Annotated in this window: 18 protein-coding genes, 3 tRNA genes and 1 pseudogene; 7 read left to right on the forward strand and 15 right to left on the reverse strand. The window is 72.3% G+C overall.

The features are described from left to right. Positions 1-7 precede the first annotated feature (7 nt). The 7 genes from AKI01S_RS19540 to AKI01S_RS19570 all read right to left on the reverse strand — a co-directional run bounded on the left by AKI01S_RS19540 (position 8) and on the right by AKI01S_RS19570 (position 5,359). The gene (locus tag AKI01S_RS19540) at positions 8-559 is read right to left on the reverse strand and encodes a YybH family protein (RefSeq protein WP_067819567.1); all 552 of its coding nucleotides are present in this window, start codon (positions 557-559) and stop codon (positions 8-10) included. Continuing rightward, a complete protein-coding gene (locus AKI01S_RS19545) occupies positions 559-747 on the reverse strand; it encodes a ferredoxin (RefSeq protein ID WP_067819570.1) in 189 nt (62 codons plus the stop codon). The genes AKI01S_RS19540 and AKI01S_RS19545 overlap by 1 nt, the downstream gene beginning before the upstream one ends. Further along, positions 744-2,069 (reverse strand): lanosterol 14-alpha demethylase, encoded by a 1,326-nt coding sequence (cyp51, locus tag AKI01S_RS19550; protein ID WP_067819573.1) that lies wholly within the window; start codon positions 2,067-2,069, stop codon positions 744-746. Before cyp51 ends, AKI01S_RS19545 begins: the two co-directional genes overlap by 4 nt. Then, positions 2,066-2,845 carry an SDR family oxidoreductase gene (locus AKI01S_RS19555; protein ID WP_067819576.1) on the reverse strand — a complete coding sequence of 260 codons (780 nt, stop codon included), beginning with the start codon at positions 2,843-2,845 and terminating at the stop codon, positions 2,066-2,068. The genes cyp51 and AKI01S_RS19555 overlap by 4 nt, the downstream gene beginning before the upstream one ends. Next, complete coding sequence (locus AKI01S_RS19560; RefSeq protein WP_067819580.1) at positions 2,846-4,045, reverse strand: cytochrome P450; 1,200 nt, start codon at positions 4,043-4,045, stop codon at positions 2,846-2,848. It abuts the gene before it with no gap. 13 nt (positions 4,046-4,058) lie between these two features. Then, positions 4,059-4,628 (reverse strand): TetR/AcrR family transcriptional regulator, encoded by a 570-nt coding sequence (locus AKI01S_RS19565; protein ID WP_245681701.1) that lies wholly within the window; start codon positions 4,626-4,628, stop codon positions 4,059-4,061. Between the two features lie 131 nt (positions 4,629-4,759). Further along, positions 4,760-5,359, reverse strand: a complete 600-nt coding sequence (locus AKI01S_RS19570; RefSeq protein WP_067819584.1) for a dihydrofolate reductase family protein — start codon at positions 5,357-5,359, stop codon at positions 4,760-4,762. Between the two features lie 139 nt (positions 5,360-5,498). Here AKI01S_RS19570 and AKI01S_RS19575 point away from each other — a divergent pair, with 139 nt between their 5' ends. Together AKI01S_RS19575 and AKI01S_RS19580 are read left to right on the forward strand one after the other, a co-directional pair. Further along, positions 5,499-6,395: a hypothetical protein gene (locus AKI01S_RS19575; RefSeq protein WP_067819585.1), complete on the forward strand. Its 897-nt coding sequence runs from the start codon at positions 5,499-5,501 to the stop codon at positions 6,393-6,395. 144 nt (positions 6,396-6,539) lie between these two features. After that, positions 6,540-7,724: pseudogene (locus AKI01S_RS19580) on the forward strand (RNA-guided endonuclease InsQ/TnpB family protein); the annotation flags it as partial. Between the two features lie 47 nt (positions 7,725-7,771). On the opposite strand, the gene AKI01S_RS19585 reads toward AKI01S_RS19580, so the two are convergent. From AKI01S_RS19585 to AKI01S_RS50690, 8 genes are all read right to left on the reverse strand, one after another. Then, positions 7,772-7,854, reverse strand: a tRNA-Tyr gene (locus AKI01S_RS19585). A gap of 1 nt (position 7,855) precedes the next feature. Further along, positions 7,856-7,931: transfer RNA gene (locus AKI01S_RS19590), tRNA-Leu, on the reverse strand. Between the two features lies 1 nt (position 7,932). Further along, positions 7,933-8,008: transfer RNA gene (locus tag AKI01S_RS19595), tRNA-Leu, on the reverse strand. 198 nt (positions 8,009-8,206) lie between these two features. Continuing rightward, complete coding sequence (locus AKI01S_RS19600) at positions 8,207-9,556, reverse strand: protein kinase domain-containing protein (protein ID WP_067819587.1); 1,350 nt, start codon at positions 9,554-9,556, stop codon at positions 8,207-8,209. A 72-nt stretch (positions 9,557-9,628) separates the two neighbouring features. After that, positions 9,629-10,681, reverse strand: a complete 1,053-nt coding sequence (locus AKI01S_RS19605; protein WP_067819590.1) for a PDR/VanB family oxidoreductase — start codon at positions 10,679-10,681, stop codon at positions 9,629-9,631. Further along, positions 10,678-11,556, reverse strand: a complete 879-nt coding sequence (locus AKI01S_RS19610; protein WP_083999849.1) for a metal-dependent hydrolase — start codon at positions 11,554-11,556, stop codon at positions 10,678-10,680. Before AKI01S_RS19610 ends, AKI01S_RS19605 begins: the two co-directional genes overlap by 4 nt. Before the next feature lie 162 nt (positions 11,557-11,718). Next, positions 11,719-12,039: a hypothetical protein gene (locus tag AKI01S_RS19615; RefSeq protein WP_067819595.1), complete on the reverse strand. Its 321-nt coding sequence runs from the start codon at positions 12,037-12,039 to the stop codon at positions 11,719-11,721. 119 nt (positions 12,040-12,158) lie between these two features. Next, positions 12,159-12,848 carry a hypothetical protein gene (locus AKI01S_RS50690; RefSeq protein ID WP_067819598.1) on the reverse strand — a complete coding sequence of 230 codons (690 nt, stop codon included), beginning with the start codon at positions 12,846-12,848 and terminating at the stop codon, positions 12,159-12,161. Between the two features lie 78 nt (positions 12,849-12,926). On the opposite strand from AKI01S_RS50690, the gene AKI01S_RS50695 reads away from it, so the two are divergent. The 5 genes from AKI01S_RS50695 (at position 12,927) to AKI01S_RS19645 (ending at position 16,922) form a co-directional block, all read left to right on the forward strand. Then, positions 12,927-13,307: a DUF3592 domain-containing protein gene (locus AKI01S_RS50695; protein ID WP_169813979.1), complete on the forward strand. Its 381-nt coding sequence runs from the start codon at positions 12,927-12,929 to the stop codon at positions 13,305-13,307. Positions 13,308-13,515: 208 nt separating this feature from the next. Continuing rightward, a complete protein-coding gene (locus AKI01S_RS19630) occupies positions 13,516-14,979 on the forward strand; it encodes an aldehyde dehydrogenase (protein WP_067819602.1) in 1,464 nt (487 codons plus the stop codon). Then, positions 14,976-15,719, forward strand: a complete 744-nt coding sequence (locus tag AKI01S_RS19635) for an SDR family oxidoreductase (RefSeq protein ID WP_067819605.1) — start codon at positions 14,976-14,978, stop codon at positions 15,717-15,719. The genes AKI01S_RS19630 and AKI01S_RS19635 overlap by 4 nt, the downstream gene beginning before the upstream one ends. Continuing rightward, positions 15,719-16,561: an NAD(P)-dependent oxidoreductase gene (locus tag AKI01S_RS19640; protein WP_067819608.1), complete on the forward strand. Its 843-nt coding sequence runs from the start codon at positions 15,719-15,721 to the stop codon at positions 16,559-16,561. The genes AKI01S_RS19635 and AKI01S_RS19640 overlap by 1 nt, the downstream gene beginning before the upstream one ends. Further along, positions 16,554-16,922 carry a carboxymuconolactone decarboxylase family protein gene (locus AKI01S_RS19645; protein WP_174567399.1) on the forward strand — a complete coding sequence of 123 codons (369 nt, stop codon included), beginning with the start codon at positions 16,554-16,556 and terminating at the stop codon, positions 16,920-16,922. Before AKI01S_RS19640 ends, AKI01S_RS19645 begins: the two co-directional genes overlap by 8 nt. Positions 16,923-16,943 lie beyond the last annotated feature (21 nt).

Genomic DNA, 16,943 nt, shown 5'->3' on the forward strand with positions numbered 1-16,943 from the left:
GGAGCGGTCACCAGAGGGGGACGGGGGATTCGCCCCGCCGGTAGTAGCCGGGGATCGGCTTGCCCGCGGCCGCCCGGTCCAGGCGGCGCCTCATCCCGTCCGACAGCACGCCCGCCTTCATCATCTCGACGAAGACCGCCGTCACGTTGCCCAGGTCGAACCAGTCGCGCTGCCACGACCACCGGCCGTCCCCGGCGTAGCGGAACCAGCTCCCGCCTATGCCGGGGACCTCGTAGGGGGTCCCGTCGGGGCGGACGGCGTCGGCGACCTGCTTCCAGAAGCCGACCACCTCGCCGTTGCCCTCGTCGATCAGGATGCGCTGGTAGGGGTAGGTCCAGCCGTCCAGGCCGCCCATCTCCGCGCCCAGGGCCAGGTCCCGGATCTCGGTGCGGCCCACCGCCATGAAGTCCTGGTCGGGGCCGATGTTCCAGCCGTAGGTCGCGTCCTCGGTGTACAGGTCGGCCAGCGGACGCCAGTCGCCCCGCTCCTCGCAGCGGCGGTTGGCCTCCAGCCAGCGGGCGACCATGGCTTCCATCTCCTCGCGCGGGAACGCGGGCATCACGCCTCCAGTCGAAGGGCCCGGGTGGGGCAGAAACGGACGGCGGCGAGGACCTCGTCCCGCTGGTCCTCGGTGGGATCGGCCAGGACGCGGACCCTGCCTTTCGGCGGGACCTCGAAGACGTCGGGGGCCTCCAGCTCGCACATGGCGTGGCCCTGGCACAGGTCGAGGTCGACATGGACCCTCATCGCCGCCTCCGGTAGCGGACGGCGCAGGGGCGGGCGAGCTGCACGACCATCTTGGAATGGTCGTCGCGGTAGGTGCCGGGCGGCTGGGCCAGCGCGAACTCCCAGTCGCGCAGCAGCACCGAGAAGATCGCCTTGAGCTGGATCATCGCGAAGTTCGCGCCGACGCAGCGGTGGCGGCCCGCGCCGAACGGCACCCACGTCCAGCGGTTCAGCAGGTCCTCCTCGCGGGGCGCGGCGTAGCGGGACGGGTCGAACGCGTCGGGGTCGGGGAAGTCCCCGGGGATCCGGTTGGAGACGGCCAGGCCGCACCCGACCAGCGTTCCGGCGGGGATGCGGTGGCCGAGGACCTCCTGCTCGGTCTTGGCCACCCGCAGCAGCAGGATCAGGGGCGGGTGGAGGCGCAGGGTCTCCTTGATCGCCGCCTCCAGGCGCGGGATCGCGCGCAGGGCCTGGAAGCTGATCTCCCGGCCGTCGGCGTACAGGCCGTCGAGCTCCCGGGCGACCTCGGACATGACCTCCGGGTGGCGGAGCAGCTCGATCAGGGTCCAGGCCGCCGTGCCCGAGGAGGTGTGGTGCCCGGCGAACATCATCGAGATGAACATGCCGGTCACCTGGTCGGCGGTGAAGCGGGGGGCGCCGTCCCCGTCGCGGACCGAGATGAGGATGTCGAGCAGGTCGCGTTCCTCGCGGGGCGGGTCGGGGTCGCGGCCGTCCATGATGCCCTGGACCAGCTTGACCAGCTCGGCGCGGGCCGCGTCGCGCTTGCGGAAGCTCTCGATCGGCGCGTAGGGGTCGACGTAGGCGAGCGCGTCGGTGCCGCGCTCCAGGTCGTGGTACAGCTCGGCGAACCGGCGGTCGAGCTGGTCGCGGAACTTGCGGCCGATCAGGCAGGCCGACGAGGTGTAGATCGTCAGCTCGGCGAACCAGTCCAGCAGGTCGATCTCGCCCGCCTCGCCCCAGCCGGCCGTCATGCGTTCCACCTCGGCGGCGATCGTGGCGGCGTGGCCCTTGAGGAACGAGCCCTTGAGCGCCTGGTTGTGCAGGGCCTCGCGGCGCTGCTCGGGAGTGGCGTCGAACACCACGCCCTCACCGAAGATCGGCGTCATGAACGGGTACGCCTCGGCCTGGTCCAGGTCCTCGTCGGGGGCGCGGAAGAAGAACTCGTTGGCCTCGGCCCCCGACAGCAGGACCACGGTCCGGTCGGCGAGCCGGAACGCCCCCACGTCGCCGCACTCGGCGCGCACGCGCCGCATCAGCGCGATGGGGTCGGTGCGCAGCTCCTCCAGGTGGTCGGGGCCACCGGAGACCACGGGGATGCTCATCTCTCCTCCAGGGGGGCCTCGGGCTGCACCTCGACCAGGGTCAGGTGGGCGCCGCGCGGGGCGGACACGACGGTGGCGACGGCCGCCGCCACGTCGGAGGGGCGCAGGAAGTAGGGGTGGCGGGCCAGCCCCCACCTGACCCACTCGTCCAGGACCTCGCCGGTGACCCGCGGATCCCAGTTCATGCCCATGCCGGTCGCGGTCGGGCCGGGGCGGACGATGGAGGCGCGCACGCCCGTCCCCTCCAGCTCCATCTGGAGGGCGCGGGCCATCCCCTCGACGCCGTTCTTGGCCGCGACGTAGGCGCCCATGCGGGTGCGGGGCGCGCGGACGACGTCGGAGGAGACCAGCACGATGTCGCCGCGCCGGCGGGCGACCATGCCCGGGCAGACCTGCGCGACCAGGCGGTGCGCGCCGACCAGGTGGACCTGGATCTGGGCGAGGAAGGCGTCGGGATCGAGGTCGTGGAGGCGGTCGGCCGCCAGGTCGCCCGCGCCGGACACCAGGACCTCGGCCGGGCCGAGGGCGTCCTCGGCGGCGGCGGCGAACGCCTTCACCGAGTCGGAGTCGCCCACGTCCAGGGGGTGCGCGAACGCCTCCCCTCCCCCGGCGCGGATCGCGGCGGCGAGCTCCTCGCACCGGTCGGCGCGGCGGGCCCCGAGGGCGACGGGATGGCCCGCGGCGGCCAGGGCGGTGGCGGTCGCGGCGCCGATCCCGGAGGAGGCGCCGGCGACCAGGGCGGGACGGCGGTCGGGGTGGGGGTCGAAGCGGGGCATCTACCGCACCTCCAGGCGGACGGGCAGGGTCGCGAAGCCGCGGACGTTGGCCGAGTGGACGCGTTCGGCCCGGTCGCCGTCGACCTCGTAGGCGCGGACGCGCGCCACGAGCTCGCCGAGGGCGATGCGGGCCTCCAGGCGGGCGAGGTTCGCGCCCAGGCAGAAGTGGCGGCCGCCGCCGAAGCTGACGATCTGGGAGGTGTCGCGGTCCAGGTCGTAGTCGTCGGGGCGGTCGAAGGCGCGGGGGTCGCGGTTGGCGGAGCCGACCAGCAGCAGCATCCGGTCGCCCGCGGCGACGCGCCGGTCGTGCAGGGTCAGGTCCCGCGTGACGGTGCGGGCGAGCATCTGGCTGGAGGTGTCGTAGCGGAGGGTCTCCTCGATCCAGTCGTCGACGCGGGCCGGGTCGGCGAAGGGCTTGGCGGCCTGGCCGGGGTTGCGCCAGCCCCAGTACAGGGCGTTGGCCAGGAGCTTGGTGGTGGTCTCGTTCCCGGCCACGACCATCAGGAACAGGAAGGCGATGACCTCCTCGTCGGTGAGGCGGTCCCCGTCGATCTCGGCGTCCAGCAGCGCCGAGGTCAGGTCGTCGCGGCGGCGGCGACGGCGCTCGGCGACCATGTCCTGGTAGTAGCCGACCAGGGTCAGGGCGGCCGCCATCCCGGTGAGCGGCACGTCGTGCACGCCCTCCTCGCGGTGGACGACCGTGTCGGCGAGCCGCCGCACCTCGGCGCGGTCGCCCTCGGGGACGCCCATCATCTGCGAGATCACGTCCATCGGCAGAAGGCCCGCGAACTCCGCCACGAAGTCGCCCTCGCCCTTGTCCAGCAGCGGGGTCAGGTAGCGGCGGGTGAGGTCGAGAATGCCGTCGCCCAGCTCCTTCACCCGGCGCGGGGTGAAGCCCCTGGACACCAGGGCGCGCATCCGGGTGTGGCGCGGCGGGTCCAGCGCCAGGAACGACATGGTGCGGTGGGCGTGCGGGCCCCACGCGTTCGGCTCCAGGGACACGCCGTTGGCGCTGGAGAACGTCGCGTGGTCGCGGAACGCCCGGGCCACGTCCCCGTGCCGCGACAGCGCCCAGAAGTCGAGGTCGTCGTTGCGGTAGAGCGGGGCCTCCTCGCGCAGCCGCGCGTAGATCGGGTAGGGGTCCTCGTGGACGGCGTAGTCGTACGGGCTGTAGGAGGGAGCCCGGTCAGGGGAGGGCACAGCCGTCACCTCGCTAAGAGTCGTTCAGGATGAGCTCCGCCGTCTCGCCCAGCCGGTCGGCCATGCGGGCGTAGGACGTGTAGCCCATGCCGGCGTGCACCAGCGCGCCCGCATAGGCGATCTCCAGCGCGCCGACCACCCGCGGGTCGGCGCCCTCCCCCAGCGCGGCCTGGAGGCGCGCCCGGATCTCCAGCCCGATCCGCACCCGCAGCTCCCGCACGTCGGGGTCGCCGCCGAGCATCGCGGACGTGCAGGCGGCCGCCAGCTCCGGCTCGTCCGACACCAGCAGCGCGATCCCCCGCAGCACGCCGCCGACGTCGCCGGGCTCGGTGACCGGGGGCAGGGCGCTGAGCCGCCGCCAGAACACCTCGGTGATCAGGTGGTTCTTGGAGGCGAAGTAGGTGTAGGCGGTGGCCGGGGCGACCCCCGCGCGGCGCGCGACGTTGCGCACGGTGAGCCCGTCGTACCCGGTCTCGCGCAGCTCCGCCACGGCGGCGTCGGTGAGCCGCCGGACGGTGCCGGCCTGCCGTTCGGTGAGGCGGCGGCGGGTGGACTCGGTCGTCAGATGCTGGTTTCCGGACACGTGTCCAGACATTAGTTCAGCGACTCCCGCGAGACAACCCGTCACCGCCGCCGACCTTCCCGGACGGCGGCGGTTCCGTGACGGCGGGAACCGGAAGGAGACGCCCTACCGCGAACGGCCGGGCGCCGCCGTCACGGGTAGCGCACGCGGTACCGCAGGTGGGTGACGTCCTTGGCGTCCAGCACCGTCAGCGGCCCCTCCAGGTCGAGCGGCGCGTTCCGCAGCTCGTCGAAGTAGGGACGGCCCGCGCCGAGCAGCACCGGGGCGAGGGCGACCCAGATCTCGTCCAGCAGCCGCGCCTCCAGGCACTGGCTGGCGATGGTGCCGCCGTTGACGCCGACGTCCCGGCCGCCCGCGATCTCCCGGGCCGTGGCGACGGCGCTCTCGATCCCGTCGCCGACGAACGTGAAGTTCTCCCCCCTCTCGGCCCACCCCTCGGGCACCGAGTGGGTGAGCACGACGACGTGCCGGCCCAGGGGGTGCCGCCCGCCCCAGCCGTTGGTGAAGTCGAACAGCCTGCGGCCCACGACCAGCGCCCCGGTGTTCTCGATCATCGGCACGAAGACCCCGGCGTTCTCCTTGGTCAGCCGGAACTGCACGTCCGGGTTGGCCGAGGGAACCTCCACGTCCCCGTTCCCGTACCACCGGAACAGGCGATCGAAGCCACTCTCGTCCGGCCCGGCGATGAAGCCGTCCAGGGAGACGGTGGCCGCCGTGTAGACCTTGCCCATCATCCACTCCTCAGGGTGGGTTGCCTTACACCGGAACAGACCACGCCTCCCGGCGAAAATCACCGATCCCCCACGCAGGGGAGGCGGCTCCCCAGCCAGCGGGAGGCGCCGACCCCGCACCACGCACGACGCTGGCCCCATGACGAACGACAAACGCCTGTGGCGGGCGCGCCTCATCGCCTGCCACGTGACGATCGCGGCCTGCGTCCCCTACCTGTTCCTCAAGGTCATGTGGCTGTCGGGAAGCAGCATCGGCTTCGGCTCCACCGACATGACCACCGCCGAGTACGTCGCGGGCAACGCCGTCACCGCGGGCATGGACCTGGTCGCGGTCCTCGTCGCCCTGGCGTTCACCTACCCCTGGGGACAGCGCGTCCCCGCCTGGCTGGTGCTGGTCCCGATCTGGGTGGGCACCGGCCTGCTCACCCCGATCGCGCTGGGCATGCCCGCCGGCCTGACCGTCCAGGCGCTGGCCGGCGGCTCCCCCATCCCCGAGTCCCCCGGCGCCGACGGCGAGCCGTGGGTGTTCGCCGTCGTCTACGGGGGCTTCACCCTCCAGGCGATCGGGCTGCTGACGGCGTTCGTCCTGTACGCCCGCGTGCGCTGGGCGGACGTGTTCGCGATGCGCGCCGCCGACCTCGCCGACGGCACGACCCGCCCCCTCCAGGTCCTGCTGGCCAACACCGCCGCCGTCGCGACGATCGGCTACGCCCTCGTCCGCGTCGGATGGGTCCTCACCGGCGACACGATCTTCGAGACGGCGGCGCAGAAGACGTTCGTCGCGGTGGGCGCGACACTGGCGGTCCTCGGCGCGGCCGGAGCCCTGGGCGTGGTCCACCGCCGGGGCACCCGCCTGCTGCCCGCCCTGGTGGCCGCGTGGGTGGGCACCGGGGCGGCGTTCACCACGGGCTTCATGAGCACCCAGACCAACCACCTGGTGGACACGTCCGGCGCGATCGCCGGAGCCCTCCTGGCCCTGGCCACCCTCCTCCCCCTGATCGAGACCCGCCGCCCCGCCGCCCTCCAGCGAATCTGATCCCACCAAGCGCACATGGCTCCGTGCGCGACAACGGCGGCCACGCCCCCGCCGTGGCCGCCGTCCAACCGCGCCCGCAATCCAGTGGTTTCCTCACACGATCATGAACAGCCATACAAGAATGAGCACATGAGAACAGCGTAAAAATGTCGGGCATATCCCGATCCCGAACAGGCGGCCCTACTCGGCCGCACGTTCGGATACGTACGCCTGATATGGAACAAAACCCTGGCCGAACGACACCGCCGCTGGCACGACGAGGGAAAATCCACCACCTACAAGCAGACCGACGCCCAGCTCACCGCCTGGAAGAAGACCGAGGAACTGACGTTCCTGAACGAAGTGTCGTCGGTGCCGTTGCAACAGACGTTGCGCCACCAGCACGCCGCATTCACCAACTTCTTCGCCGGGCATGCCCGTTACCCTCGCTACAAATCCCGCAACGGACGGCAGAGCGTCCACTTCACCCGCGCCGCGTTCCGCATGCGCGACGGCAAACTGACGTTGGCCAAGACCACGGCCGCGCTGCGGTTCGTGTGGTCGTTCGAGGACGTGGACCCAGCCACCCTGCATCCGACGATGGTGATCGTCTCACGGGAACCCGACGGCCGCTGGTATGTCACCTTCGCCGTCGATATCCATGCCCCCGACCCGCTCCCCCAGATCGGACATGCCATCGGCGTCGACCTGGGGATCAAACACTTCGCCACCACCTCCGACGGCGACCGCATCACCAACCCCCGCCACCTGGAGCGCAAAGCCCGCAACCTGGCCCGCTACCAACGACGGATGGCCCGCAAGCAGCCCGGCAGCGCCAACCGGAAAAAGGCCAAGGCCAAAGTCGCCCGCGCCCACCGCAAAGTCCGCAACGCCAGGCAGGACTTCCTGCACCGCACCACCACTCATCTGGTGCGCTCGGCCGACACCATCGTGATCGAGGACCTGACGGTCGCCAACATGATGCGCAACCGGCGACTGGCCAAGGCCATCGCCGACTGCGGCTGGGGCGAGTTCCGCCGCCAACTCGACTACAAATGCGCCCGCACCGGACGCACCCTGACAGTGATCGACCGCTGGTCCCCCTCCAGCAAGACCTGCTCGGCCTGCGGGCACCTGCTGAAGACACTGACCCTGTCCACCCGGCACTGGACGTGCCCCTCCTGCCGCACCCGGCACGACCGGGACCTCAACGCGGCCAAGAACATCCTGGCCGCTGGTCGAGCGGTGACAGCCTGGGGAGCTGACATCAGACGGCAAGGGCACGCCCTTCCGCAGTCGGCGACGAAACAGGAAACCCAGCCCGCGAGGGCCGGACTCCCCTGCCGATAGGGGAGCAAGACAAAGCCGGGCCCGGTTCTCAGCCTTCGCGGATTCGGTGGGGCGGGTGGGATTCGAACCCACTCAGCGTTAAGCGCTTGCTTTACAGGCAAGTCCGGCTCTCCTGCTCCGGCGCCGCCCCTTGGTGCCCTCGGCAGGATTCGAACCTGCATCCTCCTCGTCCTCAACGAGACGTCTCTGCCGTTGGACTACGAGGGCATGGTGCGGCTCCTGGGATTCGAACCCAGATCATCTGGTTCCTGAAACCAGTTCCTCTGCCGTTGGGATAGAGCCGCGTGGGGTTTGCTGCGATCGGCGTCGCTGTCGCACGCGGCCGGAAAGTCAGGGAAGGGGATACCGGCCGGGGCTCGTCAGCGACGCCTTGGGCAGTCGATACAGGTGGAGCTTCACGGCCGGTCCTCCTTTCGGGAAGTCATCGTGTCGCGGTGACGTGATCTACGGTGCCAGCGGGGTGCGGGTCCGCGCAACGGGATTTACGCGGTCGGCTCGTCGGGGAGGGTGGAGCCCCAGGCGGCCAGGGCGAGGAGGCCGATCATCAGCCAGCCGAGGACGATCCCGGTGATGCACATCCAGCCGCCGCGTTCGTTGTTGCGGCGGTGGCGGACCCAGCCCATGTGGCCGCAGACGATCGCGGGGATGGCGGTGAGTCCGCAGGTGAAGAGGCTGAGGATGCCGAACGTCAGGGAGAAGACCGCCGCGCTGTTGTAGGGGGGCTTGCCGTAGGCGGGCCTGGCCTCCTGGTGATAGGCGGGTGCCTGGGTCGGCTGGCCGTAGGGGTGGTGCGGCTGGTGGGATTCGGTGCTGGCGGCGCGCTGGTACCAGTAGTTGGCCTCGTCGGCGCGGCCGCTCTGGCTGAGGAGGACGCCGAGGTTGCGCATGGCGGCGGGGTCGCCCGCGCCGGCGGCCTGGCGGTACTGGTGTTCGACGAGGGCGGCGGCCTCGCCCTCGGCGAGCGGGGCGGGTGGGGCGGGCGTGGAGGGTGGGGACGGTGTCGCCGGGGTGGGGGCGGGCTGGGGGTCGCGGGCGCCGCTGGAGATGAGGCGGTCGAGGATCTCCTGGGCGGTGGGGCGCTGGTCGGGGTCCTTGGCGAGGGCGGCGCGGACGACGGTGAGCAGGGTGCCGCCCAGGCCGGTCAGGTCGGGTTCGCCGGTGACGATCCGGTGGATGATCACGGGGAGGGAGGGGCCGGGGAAGGGCTGTTCGCCGCGGGCGGCGAAGGCGACCGTCGCGCCCCAGGCGAACACGTCGGAGGCGGGGGTGGCGGAGCGGCCGTTGATCTGTTCGGGGGACATGAACGCGGGCGTGCCGATGATCCCGCCGGTGGCGGTGAGCCGGGTGCCGCCGGCCGAGCGGGCGATGCCGAAGTCGATGACGCGGGGCCCGAAGGTGGACAGCAGCACGTTGGCGGGTTTGAGGTCGCGGTGGACGACGTCGGCGTCGTGGATGGCGGTGAGGGCGGTGGCCATGCCGACGGCGACGGCCTCCAGGTCGGCGCCGCGCAGCGGGCCGTCCTTGGCGACGGCGGCGTCGAGGCTGAGGCCGTTGACGAACTCGGTGACCAGGTAGGGCGGGTCGGCTCCGGGGTCGGCGTCCAGGACGGGCGCGGTGCAGAACGGCCGGACGCGGCGGGCGGCGCTGACCTCGGCGGCGAAGCGGGCGCGGTACTGCGGGTCGGCGGCGAACTCGCGGCGGATCACCTTGATGGCGACCTTGCGTCCCTCGTGGTCGAGTCCGGCGTAGACGATGCCCATGCCGCCCTCGCCGAGCCGTTCGACGACCCGGTAGGGACCGATGCGTTCCGGCAGGGGGGCATGGCGTTCCACGGTGCGCGCTCCTCGATGTGGGTCGAACATCTCAAGCGTGGCATATGTGAGCGCGTGCCGGGGTTTCGCCGATCACATGTCGAGCACGAGCCGGCCGCCGGAGGCCCGGGAGACGCAGACCAGCAGGGAGTCGGGGTCGGTGTCGCCCGGGTGGCGGCGGTCGGCGTCGCCGGCGAGGAGGCCGACGCGGCAGGTGCCGCAGAAGCCCTGGCGGCAGGAGTGGGCGACGGCCGGGTCGTACTCGGTGAGGACGTCGAGCGCGGTCCGGTCGGCGGGGACCCGGAGGGTGACGCCGCGGCGGCGCAGTTCGATCTCGAACGGGCGGCCGTCCACGACCGGCGCGGGCGCGAAGCGTTCGAAGTGGAGGGTGGCGGGGCCGTGGGGGGCGAACGCGGCGCGCACGCCGTCGATCATGGGGGCGGGGCCGCAGCAGTAGATCGCGGCGTCGGCGGCGGGGGCGCGGGTGAGCAGTTCGGCGCAGTCGGGGACGCCGTGGTCGTCGTCGGTGCGGATCTCGACGCGGTCGGCGGGGAGCTCGTCGAGGAACGGCAGTGACGCGCGGGTCCGTCCGGTGTAGACCAGCCGCCAGTCCGCGCCGAGCCGCCGGGCGGCCTGGACCATGGGCAGGAGGGGGGTGATGCCGATGCCGCCGGCGAGGAACAGGTAGCGGTCCCGGGGCAGGAACGGGAAGGCGTTGCGCGGTTCGGAGACGGTGAGGAGGTCGCCCTCGGCGAGGGCGTGGGCCTCCAGTGATCCGCCCGCGCCGTGCGGGAGCCGCCGCACGGCGATCCGGTAGGTGCGGCGGTCGGCGGGGTCCCCGCACAGGGAGTACTGGCGGCGGCGTCCCGAGGGGAGCCGGACGTCCAGGTGGCAGCCGGGTTGCCAGGCGGGCAGCGCGCGCCCGTCGGGGGCGGCCAGGCGAAGGCCGACGACGTCCTCGGCCTCCTGGCGCACTTCCCGGACGACGGTGGTGAGGGTGCGGTCGACGGGGGTGACGGGCGGGAGGACCGGCGTGCGGAGGGAGCGGACGCGCTGGATGCCGTTGAACAGGGCGCTGGCGGCCACCCAGAACGGGTCGCGGGCGCGGCGTCCGCGCAGGTCGGGCGGGATCTGGGAGGGGGTCATCGCAGGGCCGCCCGGGCGGCCGGGGAGGAGGCGAGGTAGGCCAGGGCCTGGCTGGTGGAGCCCTCGTTGAGGGGGCTGTAGGAGCGGCGCAGGTAGCGTCCGATGGAGGCGGCGACCATGCGGCCGCCGGGGGTGAGCCCGGCGGCCCCGGTGCGCCGCACGTGGTGGAGGCCGCCCTTGATCCGGCCCTGGACGATCGGGTCGGCGGCCATGAGGAAGCGGTGGCCGCGCCGCCACAGGGCGGTCAGCGCGGTGATCGTCTCGGCCATGGCGCGCAGCCGGGCGGGGTAGGAGCCGTCCAGGTGCATGAACAGGTCGTGGGCGACGTGCCGGTGTTCGACCTCCTCGGCTCCGTGCCAGCGCAGCAGGTCCAGCATCGTGGGGTGGGCCCCGGCCTCGTCGAGCGCGGTGGCGTTGAGGATCCAGTCGCCGAGCACGCCGGTGAAGTGCTCGATCGCGGCGATGAGGCTGATGCGTTCGTACAGCCACGCCTGTCCGCGGGTCCCGGTGAGGTTCCGGTCGCCGAGCAGCCCTTCGAACAGGAACTCGACCTGCCGCACGAACGGCCGCACGTCCAGCCCCTGCGCGAGGAAGTGGTCGAGCACCTGGTCGTGGGAGGAGGCGTGCACGGCCTCCTGTCCGATGAAGCCGAGCACGTCCTCGCGCAGCCGGTCGTCCCGGATGTGGGGGACGGCCTCCTTGAACACGCGGACGAACCACTCCTCGCCCGCGGGGAGCAGCAGGTGCAGCACGTTGATCAGGTGGGTGGCGACCGGGTCCCCCGGGATCCAGTGCAACGGCACCTCGGACCAGTCGAAGCGCACGTCGCGAGCCTGGAGGACGATGTTGCCCGGCTCGGTGGGCGGGATGGTCACGCTGCCTCCCGACGAAGAAGCGACCACTTATTGACGAACCGTCCAGTACGGTACCGCCGCGCGTCGCCCCTGGACAACGGGCACTTCTGGTGAGGCGCGTCACCAATCCCCGACGGCGAAGGCCCCCGGCGGGCGCCGGGGGCCTCGCGACACGGGACGTTCTCAGACGTAGCTGACGCAGGTCGCCGCGACGTAGCCGCGCGTGCCCCGGTAGTCGATGTAGTACCAGGTCTTGCTGGTCACCCCGCAGGCCGTGTACGAGGTCGCGGACGTGTGGCGGCTCATGGAGCAGGCCGTCGTGTCCTTGTAGAACAGACCGAGGGACGTGCCGCCCATCGAGGCCCGGATGTGGACGTTCTCCTTCGCCTTGACGGTGGTACAGGCGGTGACGGCCGGGCTGTCGGCGGCCGCGACGCCGGACAGCCCGGCCCCGGCCGCGGTGAAGGCGGCCAGCGCCGCCGGAACGAGGAGAAGCTTCTTCATCTCGGGCTCCCTTCGACCCCACCACGGGCCCGCCGGGCCCGCGCGCCGGAATGATCACCGGCAGCGCCACGGTAGAAGGAAGCGATCATGAAGATAAAGATCAACTTTTCACATGGTCGCTAACCCGGACTGTTCAGATCTCCCGGAATGTGCGGGGTTCCGTCACGCAGCGGAGGGAACCGGTGGCGGGCGGCGGTGGTGCCGCGCGTCATGCGGGTGATCTCGGCCTCGGGCAGCACCGGGGTCTCGTCGTCGATGACGACCTCCCAGCGGCAGTGCGGGACCCGTCCGGCCGGGACGCGGGGCGGGCGGTGCACCGGCCGGATGCGGGCCCTGGGGTTGATCGCCTGGGCCGTGATGTCGAACGTGCCGTCCTCGATCGTGTGGCACATGCCCCTGACGGAGCGCTCGCCGAACGGCTCGACGTCCAGCAGCGCGCCGCAGGAGCGCAGCTGGAAGAAGCCGTGGGTCTCGGAGACCAGCTCGTACTCGACGTCCATGTACGAGAAGGTGAACCCCGGATCGAGCTGGAGCGCCTTGAAGATGGCCGAGACGCCGTCCCCCTCGATCCTCATGATCTCGCGGATGCGCTCGGTGTAGACGGGGCTGGCGCCCTTCCACTCCTCGATGGCGATCTCCTCGACGGCCTGCTGGCCGTACCGCAGGCCCACGGCCGCGAGGCCGGAGCGGTCGAGGATCTGGGGGATCAGCGCGTACTCGCGGACCAGGCGGACCAGGGCTTCCTTCGACAGGTCCTCGAAGCGGAAGTCGGGGTCGAACTCGCCGGAGTAGTCCTCGCGTTCCGTCATGGCCCGAACTGTAGTCTGGACACCTGTCCAGAACAAGCGATCGATTGGTCTCGGAGCCCGGCGGGGATGATGGCGGCGATGTTCGGCTTGGTCACCGTCGCGGCCGTGGTGGACGTGTGGGGCCGCTACCGCCTGGGGGTCCACGGCAAGCAGATCACCGCCGAGGTGGTCCGCGTCCACGAGGGCAGGGACGGTGACGGAGATCCGCGCTACTTCCCCGTGGTGGCGTTCACCCCACCGGGCGGCGCCAGGGTCCAGGTGGAGTCCCCGACCGGGAAGCCGCACCCGCCCGAAGTCGCCGCCTTCCCGGGCGGCCGGACGACGGTCAGATACGACCCGTCCCGGCCCGAGCGGATCCACGTCGAGGGGTATCCCGCGAGCGGCGTCCTCATGAGCCTGCTGATCGCGGTGGTGGCCGGGACGGTGACGGTCGCGTGCGTCGCCGGCATGCTCTCGTGATCCGGATGCGGACGATCACCATCTGGTACGTGACGACGGCGAGGGCGTAGGAGAGAAATCCCCGAAGGGTTGCCCGAGGACCTCTTACGCAGGGCCGCGCGGGAAAGGTCCTCGCAGCGGAAGTCGGGAGCGAATTCTCCGGAAGAGCCCTTGCGTCCCGTCGTGCCCTGAACTGTAGTCTGGACACGTGTCCAGAACAAACGATCGCTTGCTTGCCGATCCGTCCCCCCTGTTGCTGGACGGCCGTCTGGTCCCCGCCGCGGACGGCCGCACGTTCCCGACCGTCGACCCCGCCACCGAGGACGTGCTCGGGCACGCCGCCGACGCCTCGGCCGGTGACCTGGACCGGGCCGTCGCCGCCGCCCGCCGGGCGTTCGACGAGTCCGGGTGGTCCACCGACGTCGCGCTGCGGGCGCGCTGCCTGCGGCAGTTGCGCGAGGCGCTGCGGCGGCACGCCGACGAGCTGCGGGAGCTGACGATCAGGGAGGCCGGCGCGCCGCGGTTCCTCACCTTCGGGGCCCAGCTCGACGCCCCGGTCGAGGACCTGGGATGGTTCGCCGACCTCGCCGAGTCCTACGCCTGGGAGACCGACCTCGGGCGCGCCGAGCCGATGGGCATGCCCAGTCTGCGCCGGGTCGTGCGGGAGCCGGCCGGCGTCGTCGCGGCCGTCACGCCGTGGAACTTCCCCCACCAGATCAACCTCGCCAAGGTCGGCCCCGCGCTGGCCGCCGGGAACACCGTGGTGCTCAAGCCCGCGCCCGACACCCCCTGGTGCGCGGCGGCGCTGGGGACGCTCGCCGCCGAGGAGACCGACCTCCCGCCCGGCGTCCTCAACGTCGTCACCTCGTCCGACCACGCGCTGGGCGCGCGGCTGGTCGCCGACCCCAGGGTGGACCTGGTGTCGTTCACCGGCTCCACCGCCACCGGCCGCGCGGTGATGAGGGCGGCCGCCGAGCACCTGAAGAAGGTCTTCCTGGAGCTCGGCGGCAAGTCGGCGTTCCTCGTGCTGGACGACGCCGACCTGAAGGCCGCCTGCTCCTACGCCGCGTTCGCGGGGGTCACGCACGCCGGGCAGGGATGCGCGATCACCACCCGGCTGCTGGTGCCGAGGGACCGGTACGACGAGGCCGTCGAGATCACCGCGCGGACGCTGGGCAGGCTCGGCCCCGGCGACCCGCACGACGACTCCACCGTCTGCGGGCCCGTCATCTCCGCCCGGCAGCGCGACCGCGTCGAGGGCTACCTCGAACTCGCCCTGAAGGAGGGCGGGCGGTTCGCGTGCGGCGGCGGGCGGCCCGAGGACCGGGACCGGGGCTTCTGGATCGAGCCGACCCTGATCACCGGGCTCGCCGCCGACGCCCGCGCCGCCCGCGAGGAGATCTTCGGCCCGGTGCTGGTCGTCCTGCCGCACGACGGCGACGACGACGCGGTCGCGATCGCCAACGACTCCCCCTACGGCCTGTCCGGCGCGGTCCACGGCGGCGACCCGGACCGGGCGCGGGCCGTCGCCCGGCGCCTGCGCACCGGGACCGTCAGCGTCAACGGCGGCGTCTGGTACGGCGCGGACGTCCCGTTCGGCGGTTACAAGCAGTCCGGAATCGGCCGCGAGATGGGCGTGGCGGGATTCGAGGAGTACCTGGAGACCAAGGCCATCGCGGAGGGCACCACATGAGCTCGGGCGTGCGGTTCGAAGGGAAGGTCGCGGTCGTCACCGGCGCCGCGCAGGGCATCGGCGAGGCGTACGCGCGGGCGCTGGCCGCCGAGGGCGCGCACGTCGTCGTCGCCGACGTGGACGAGCGCGGCCAGGCCGTCGCCGACGACGTCAAGGGCCTGTTCGTCCGCACCGACGTCTCCGACCCCGCGTCGGTGGAGGCGATGGCCACGGCGGCCGCCGAACGCTTCGGCGGCGTCGACCACCTGGTCAACAACGCCGCCATCTTCGGCACGATGAAGCTGGACTTCCTGTTCACCGTGGACTGGGACTACTACAAGCGGTTCATGGCGGTGAACATGGACGGAGCGCTGCTGTGCGCCCGCGCCGTCCTTCCTCACATGCGGGCGCGCGGCGGCGGTTCCATCGTCAACCAGTCCTCCACCGCCGCCTGGCAGTACTCCGGCTTCTACGGCCTGGCCAAGGTCGGCGTCAACGGCGTCACCCAGCAGCTCGCCCACGAGCTCGGCTCGCTGAACGTCCGCGTCAACGCCATCGCCCCCGGCCCTATCGACACCGAGGCCAACCGGAGGGTCGTGCCCGGCGGCATGTCCCAGAAGATCGTCCGGGACAGGCTCGCCCTCAAGCGCATGGGCACCCCCGAGGACCTGGTCGGGATGTGCCTGTTCCTGCTGTCGGACGAGGCGTCCTGGATCACCGGGCAGATCTTCAACGTGGACGGCGGCGAGGTGTTCCGCTGATGGACGTCGGATTCGTCGGCCTCGGCCAGATGGGCGCGCCCATGGCGACGCACCTGGCGGGCCCCTCCCTCACCGTCTACGACACCCGCCCCGAGGCCATGGAGCCGCTGGTCGCCAGGGGCGCGCGGGCCGCCCGCGACCCCGCCGAGGTCGCCGCGCGCGCCGACCTGGTCTCCCTCATGGTCCGCGACGACGACCAGGTGAACGAGGTCGCCGCCGCGCTGCTGCCCGCCGCCCGCCCCGGCACGGTGCTCGCGATCCACTCCACCATCCGCGCCGCCACCGCCGAGCGCCTGGCCGAACGCGCCCGCCCGCACGGCGTCGAGGTCGTGGACGCCCCGGTCAGCGGCGGCTTCATGGGCGCGGCCGCCGGAACCCTGGCGGTCATGGTCGGCGGCTCGCCGGAGGCGTTCGACCGCTGCCGCGAGCCGTTCGGCGCCTGGGCCGGCCTGATCCTGCGCATGGGGCCGGTCGGCGCGGGCACCCGCGCCAAGCTCGCCCGCAACCTGCTGCACTTCGTCGCGTTCACCGCCGCCGCCGAGGCCCAGCGGCTGGCCGAGGCGTCCGGCGTCCCGCTGCGCGACCTGGCCCGCGTCGTCCGCCACACCGACGCGATCACCGGCGGCCCCGGCTCCATCATGCTCCGCGACACCACCGCGCCCCTGGACCCCGGCGACGGCCTCCACGACATCCTGCGCCACGTCCGCGCGCTCGGCGAGAAGGACCTGGCGTTCGCCCTGGAACTGGCCGACGAGCTGGACGTCGACACCCCGCTGGCCCGCCTCGCCCTGGAGCGCTTCGCCGCCGGGCTCGGCCTCCCCGAGGAGGACCCCCGTGGATGAACGGAGACGGCGCGGCCTGGAGATGATGCGCCGGGTCTACGGCTGGGAGATGGACGACGCCCCCGGCGACTTCTTCGGCATCACCGTGGAGCACCTGTTCGGCGAGGTGTGGGCCCGCGACGGCCTCACCCTCCGCGACCGCCGCCTGCTGCTGATCGGCATGCTCGCGGGCCAGGGCCTCAACGACGTCCTCGACATCCAGATCCCCGCCGCCCTCGACAACGGCGAGCTCACCCCCGACGAGCTCCGCGAGATCGCCATCTTCCTCACCCACTACGTCGGCTGGCCCCTCGGCTCGAAGCTCAGCGTCCAGGTCGACACCCTGATCGCCCGGCACGAGAGGAAGGACCGCGGGGGCTGACCGCCCTCCCCCGCGCGGGTG

It is taken from the genome of Actinomadura kijaniata NBRC 14229, from assembly GCF_001552175.1.
In the GTDB taxonomy this organism is placed as follows: Bacteria; Actinomycetota; Actinomycetes; order Streptosporangiales; family Streptosporangiaceae; genus Spirillospora; species Spirillospora kijaniata.

Excerpts from the sequence above, each read along its gene's own strand:
- AKI01S_RS19540 (WP_067819567.1), bottom strand. The coding sequence starts at position 559 with ATGCCCGCGTTCCCGCGCGAGGAGATGGAAGCCATGGTCGCCCGCTGG.
- AKI01S_RS19545 (WP_067819570.1), bottom strand. The coding sequence starts at position 747 with ATGAGGGTCCATGTCGACCTCGACCTGTGCCAGGGCCACGCCATGTGC.
- cyp51 (WP_067819573.1), bottom strand. The coding sequence starts at position 2,069 with ATGAGCATCCCCGTGGTCTCCGGTGGCCCCGACCACCTGGAGGAGCTG.
- AKI01S_RS19555 (WP_067819576.1), bottom strand. The coding sequence starts at position 2,845 with ATGCCCCGCTTCGACCCCCACCCCGACCGCCGTCCCGCCCTGGTCGCC.
- AKI01S_RS19570 (WP_067819584.1), bottom strand. The coding sequence starts at position 5,359 with ATGGGCAAGGTCTACACGGCGGCCACCGTCTCCCTGGACGGCTTCATC.
- AKI01S_RS19575 (WP_067819585.1), top strand. The coding sequence starts at position 5,499 with ATGACGAACGACAAACGCCTGTGGCGGGCGCGCCTCATCGCCTGCCAC.
- AKI01S_RS19605 (WP_067819590.1), bottom strand. The coding sequence starts at position 10,681 with ATGACCCCCTCCCAGATCCCGCCCGACCTGCGCGGACGCCGCGCCCGC.
- AKI01S_RS19615 (WP_067819595.1), bottom strand. The coding sequence starts at position 12,039 with ATGAAGAAGCTTCTCCTCGTTCCGGCGGCGCTGGCCGCCTTCACCGCG.
- AKI01S_RS50690 (WP_067819598.1), bottom strand. The coding sequence starts at position 12,848 with ATGACGGAACGCGAGGACTACTCCGGCGAGTTCGACCCCGACTTCCGC.
- AKI01S_RS50695 (WP_169813979.1), top strand. The coding sequence starts at position 12,927 with ATGTTCGGCTTGGTCACCGTCGCGGCCGTGGTGGACGTGTGGGGCCGC.
- AKI01S_RS19635 (WP_067819605.1), top strand. The coding sequence starts at position 14,976 with ATGAGCTCGGGCGTGCGGTTCGAAGGGAAGGTCGCGGTCGTCACCGGC.
- AKI01S_RS19640 (WP_067819608.1), top strand. The coding sequence starts at position 15,719 with ATGGACGTCGGATTCGTCGGCCTCGGCCAGATGGGCGCGCCCATGGCG.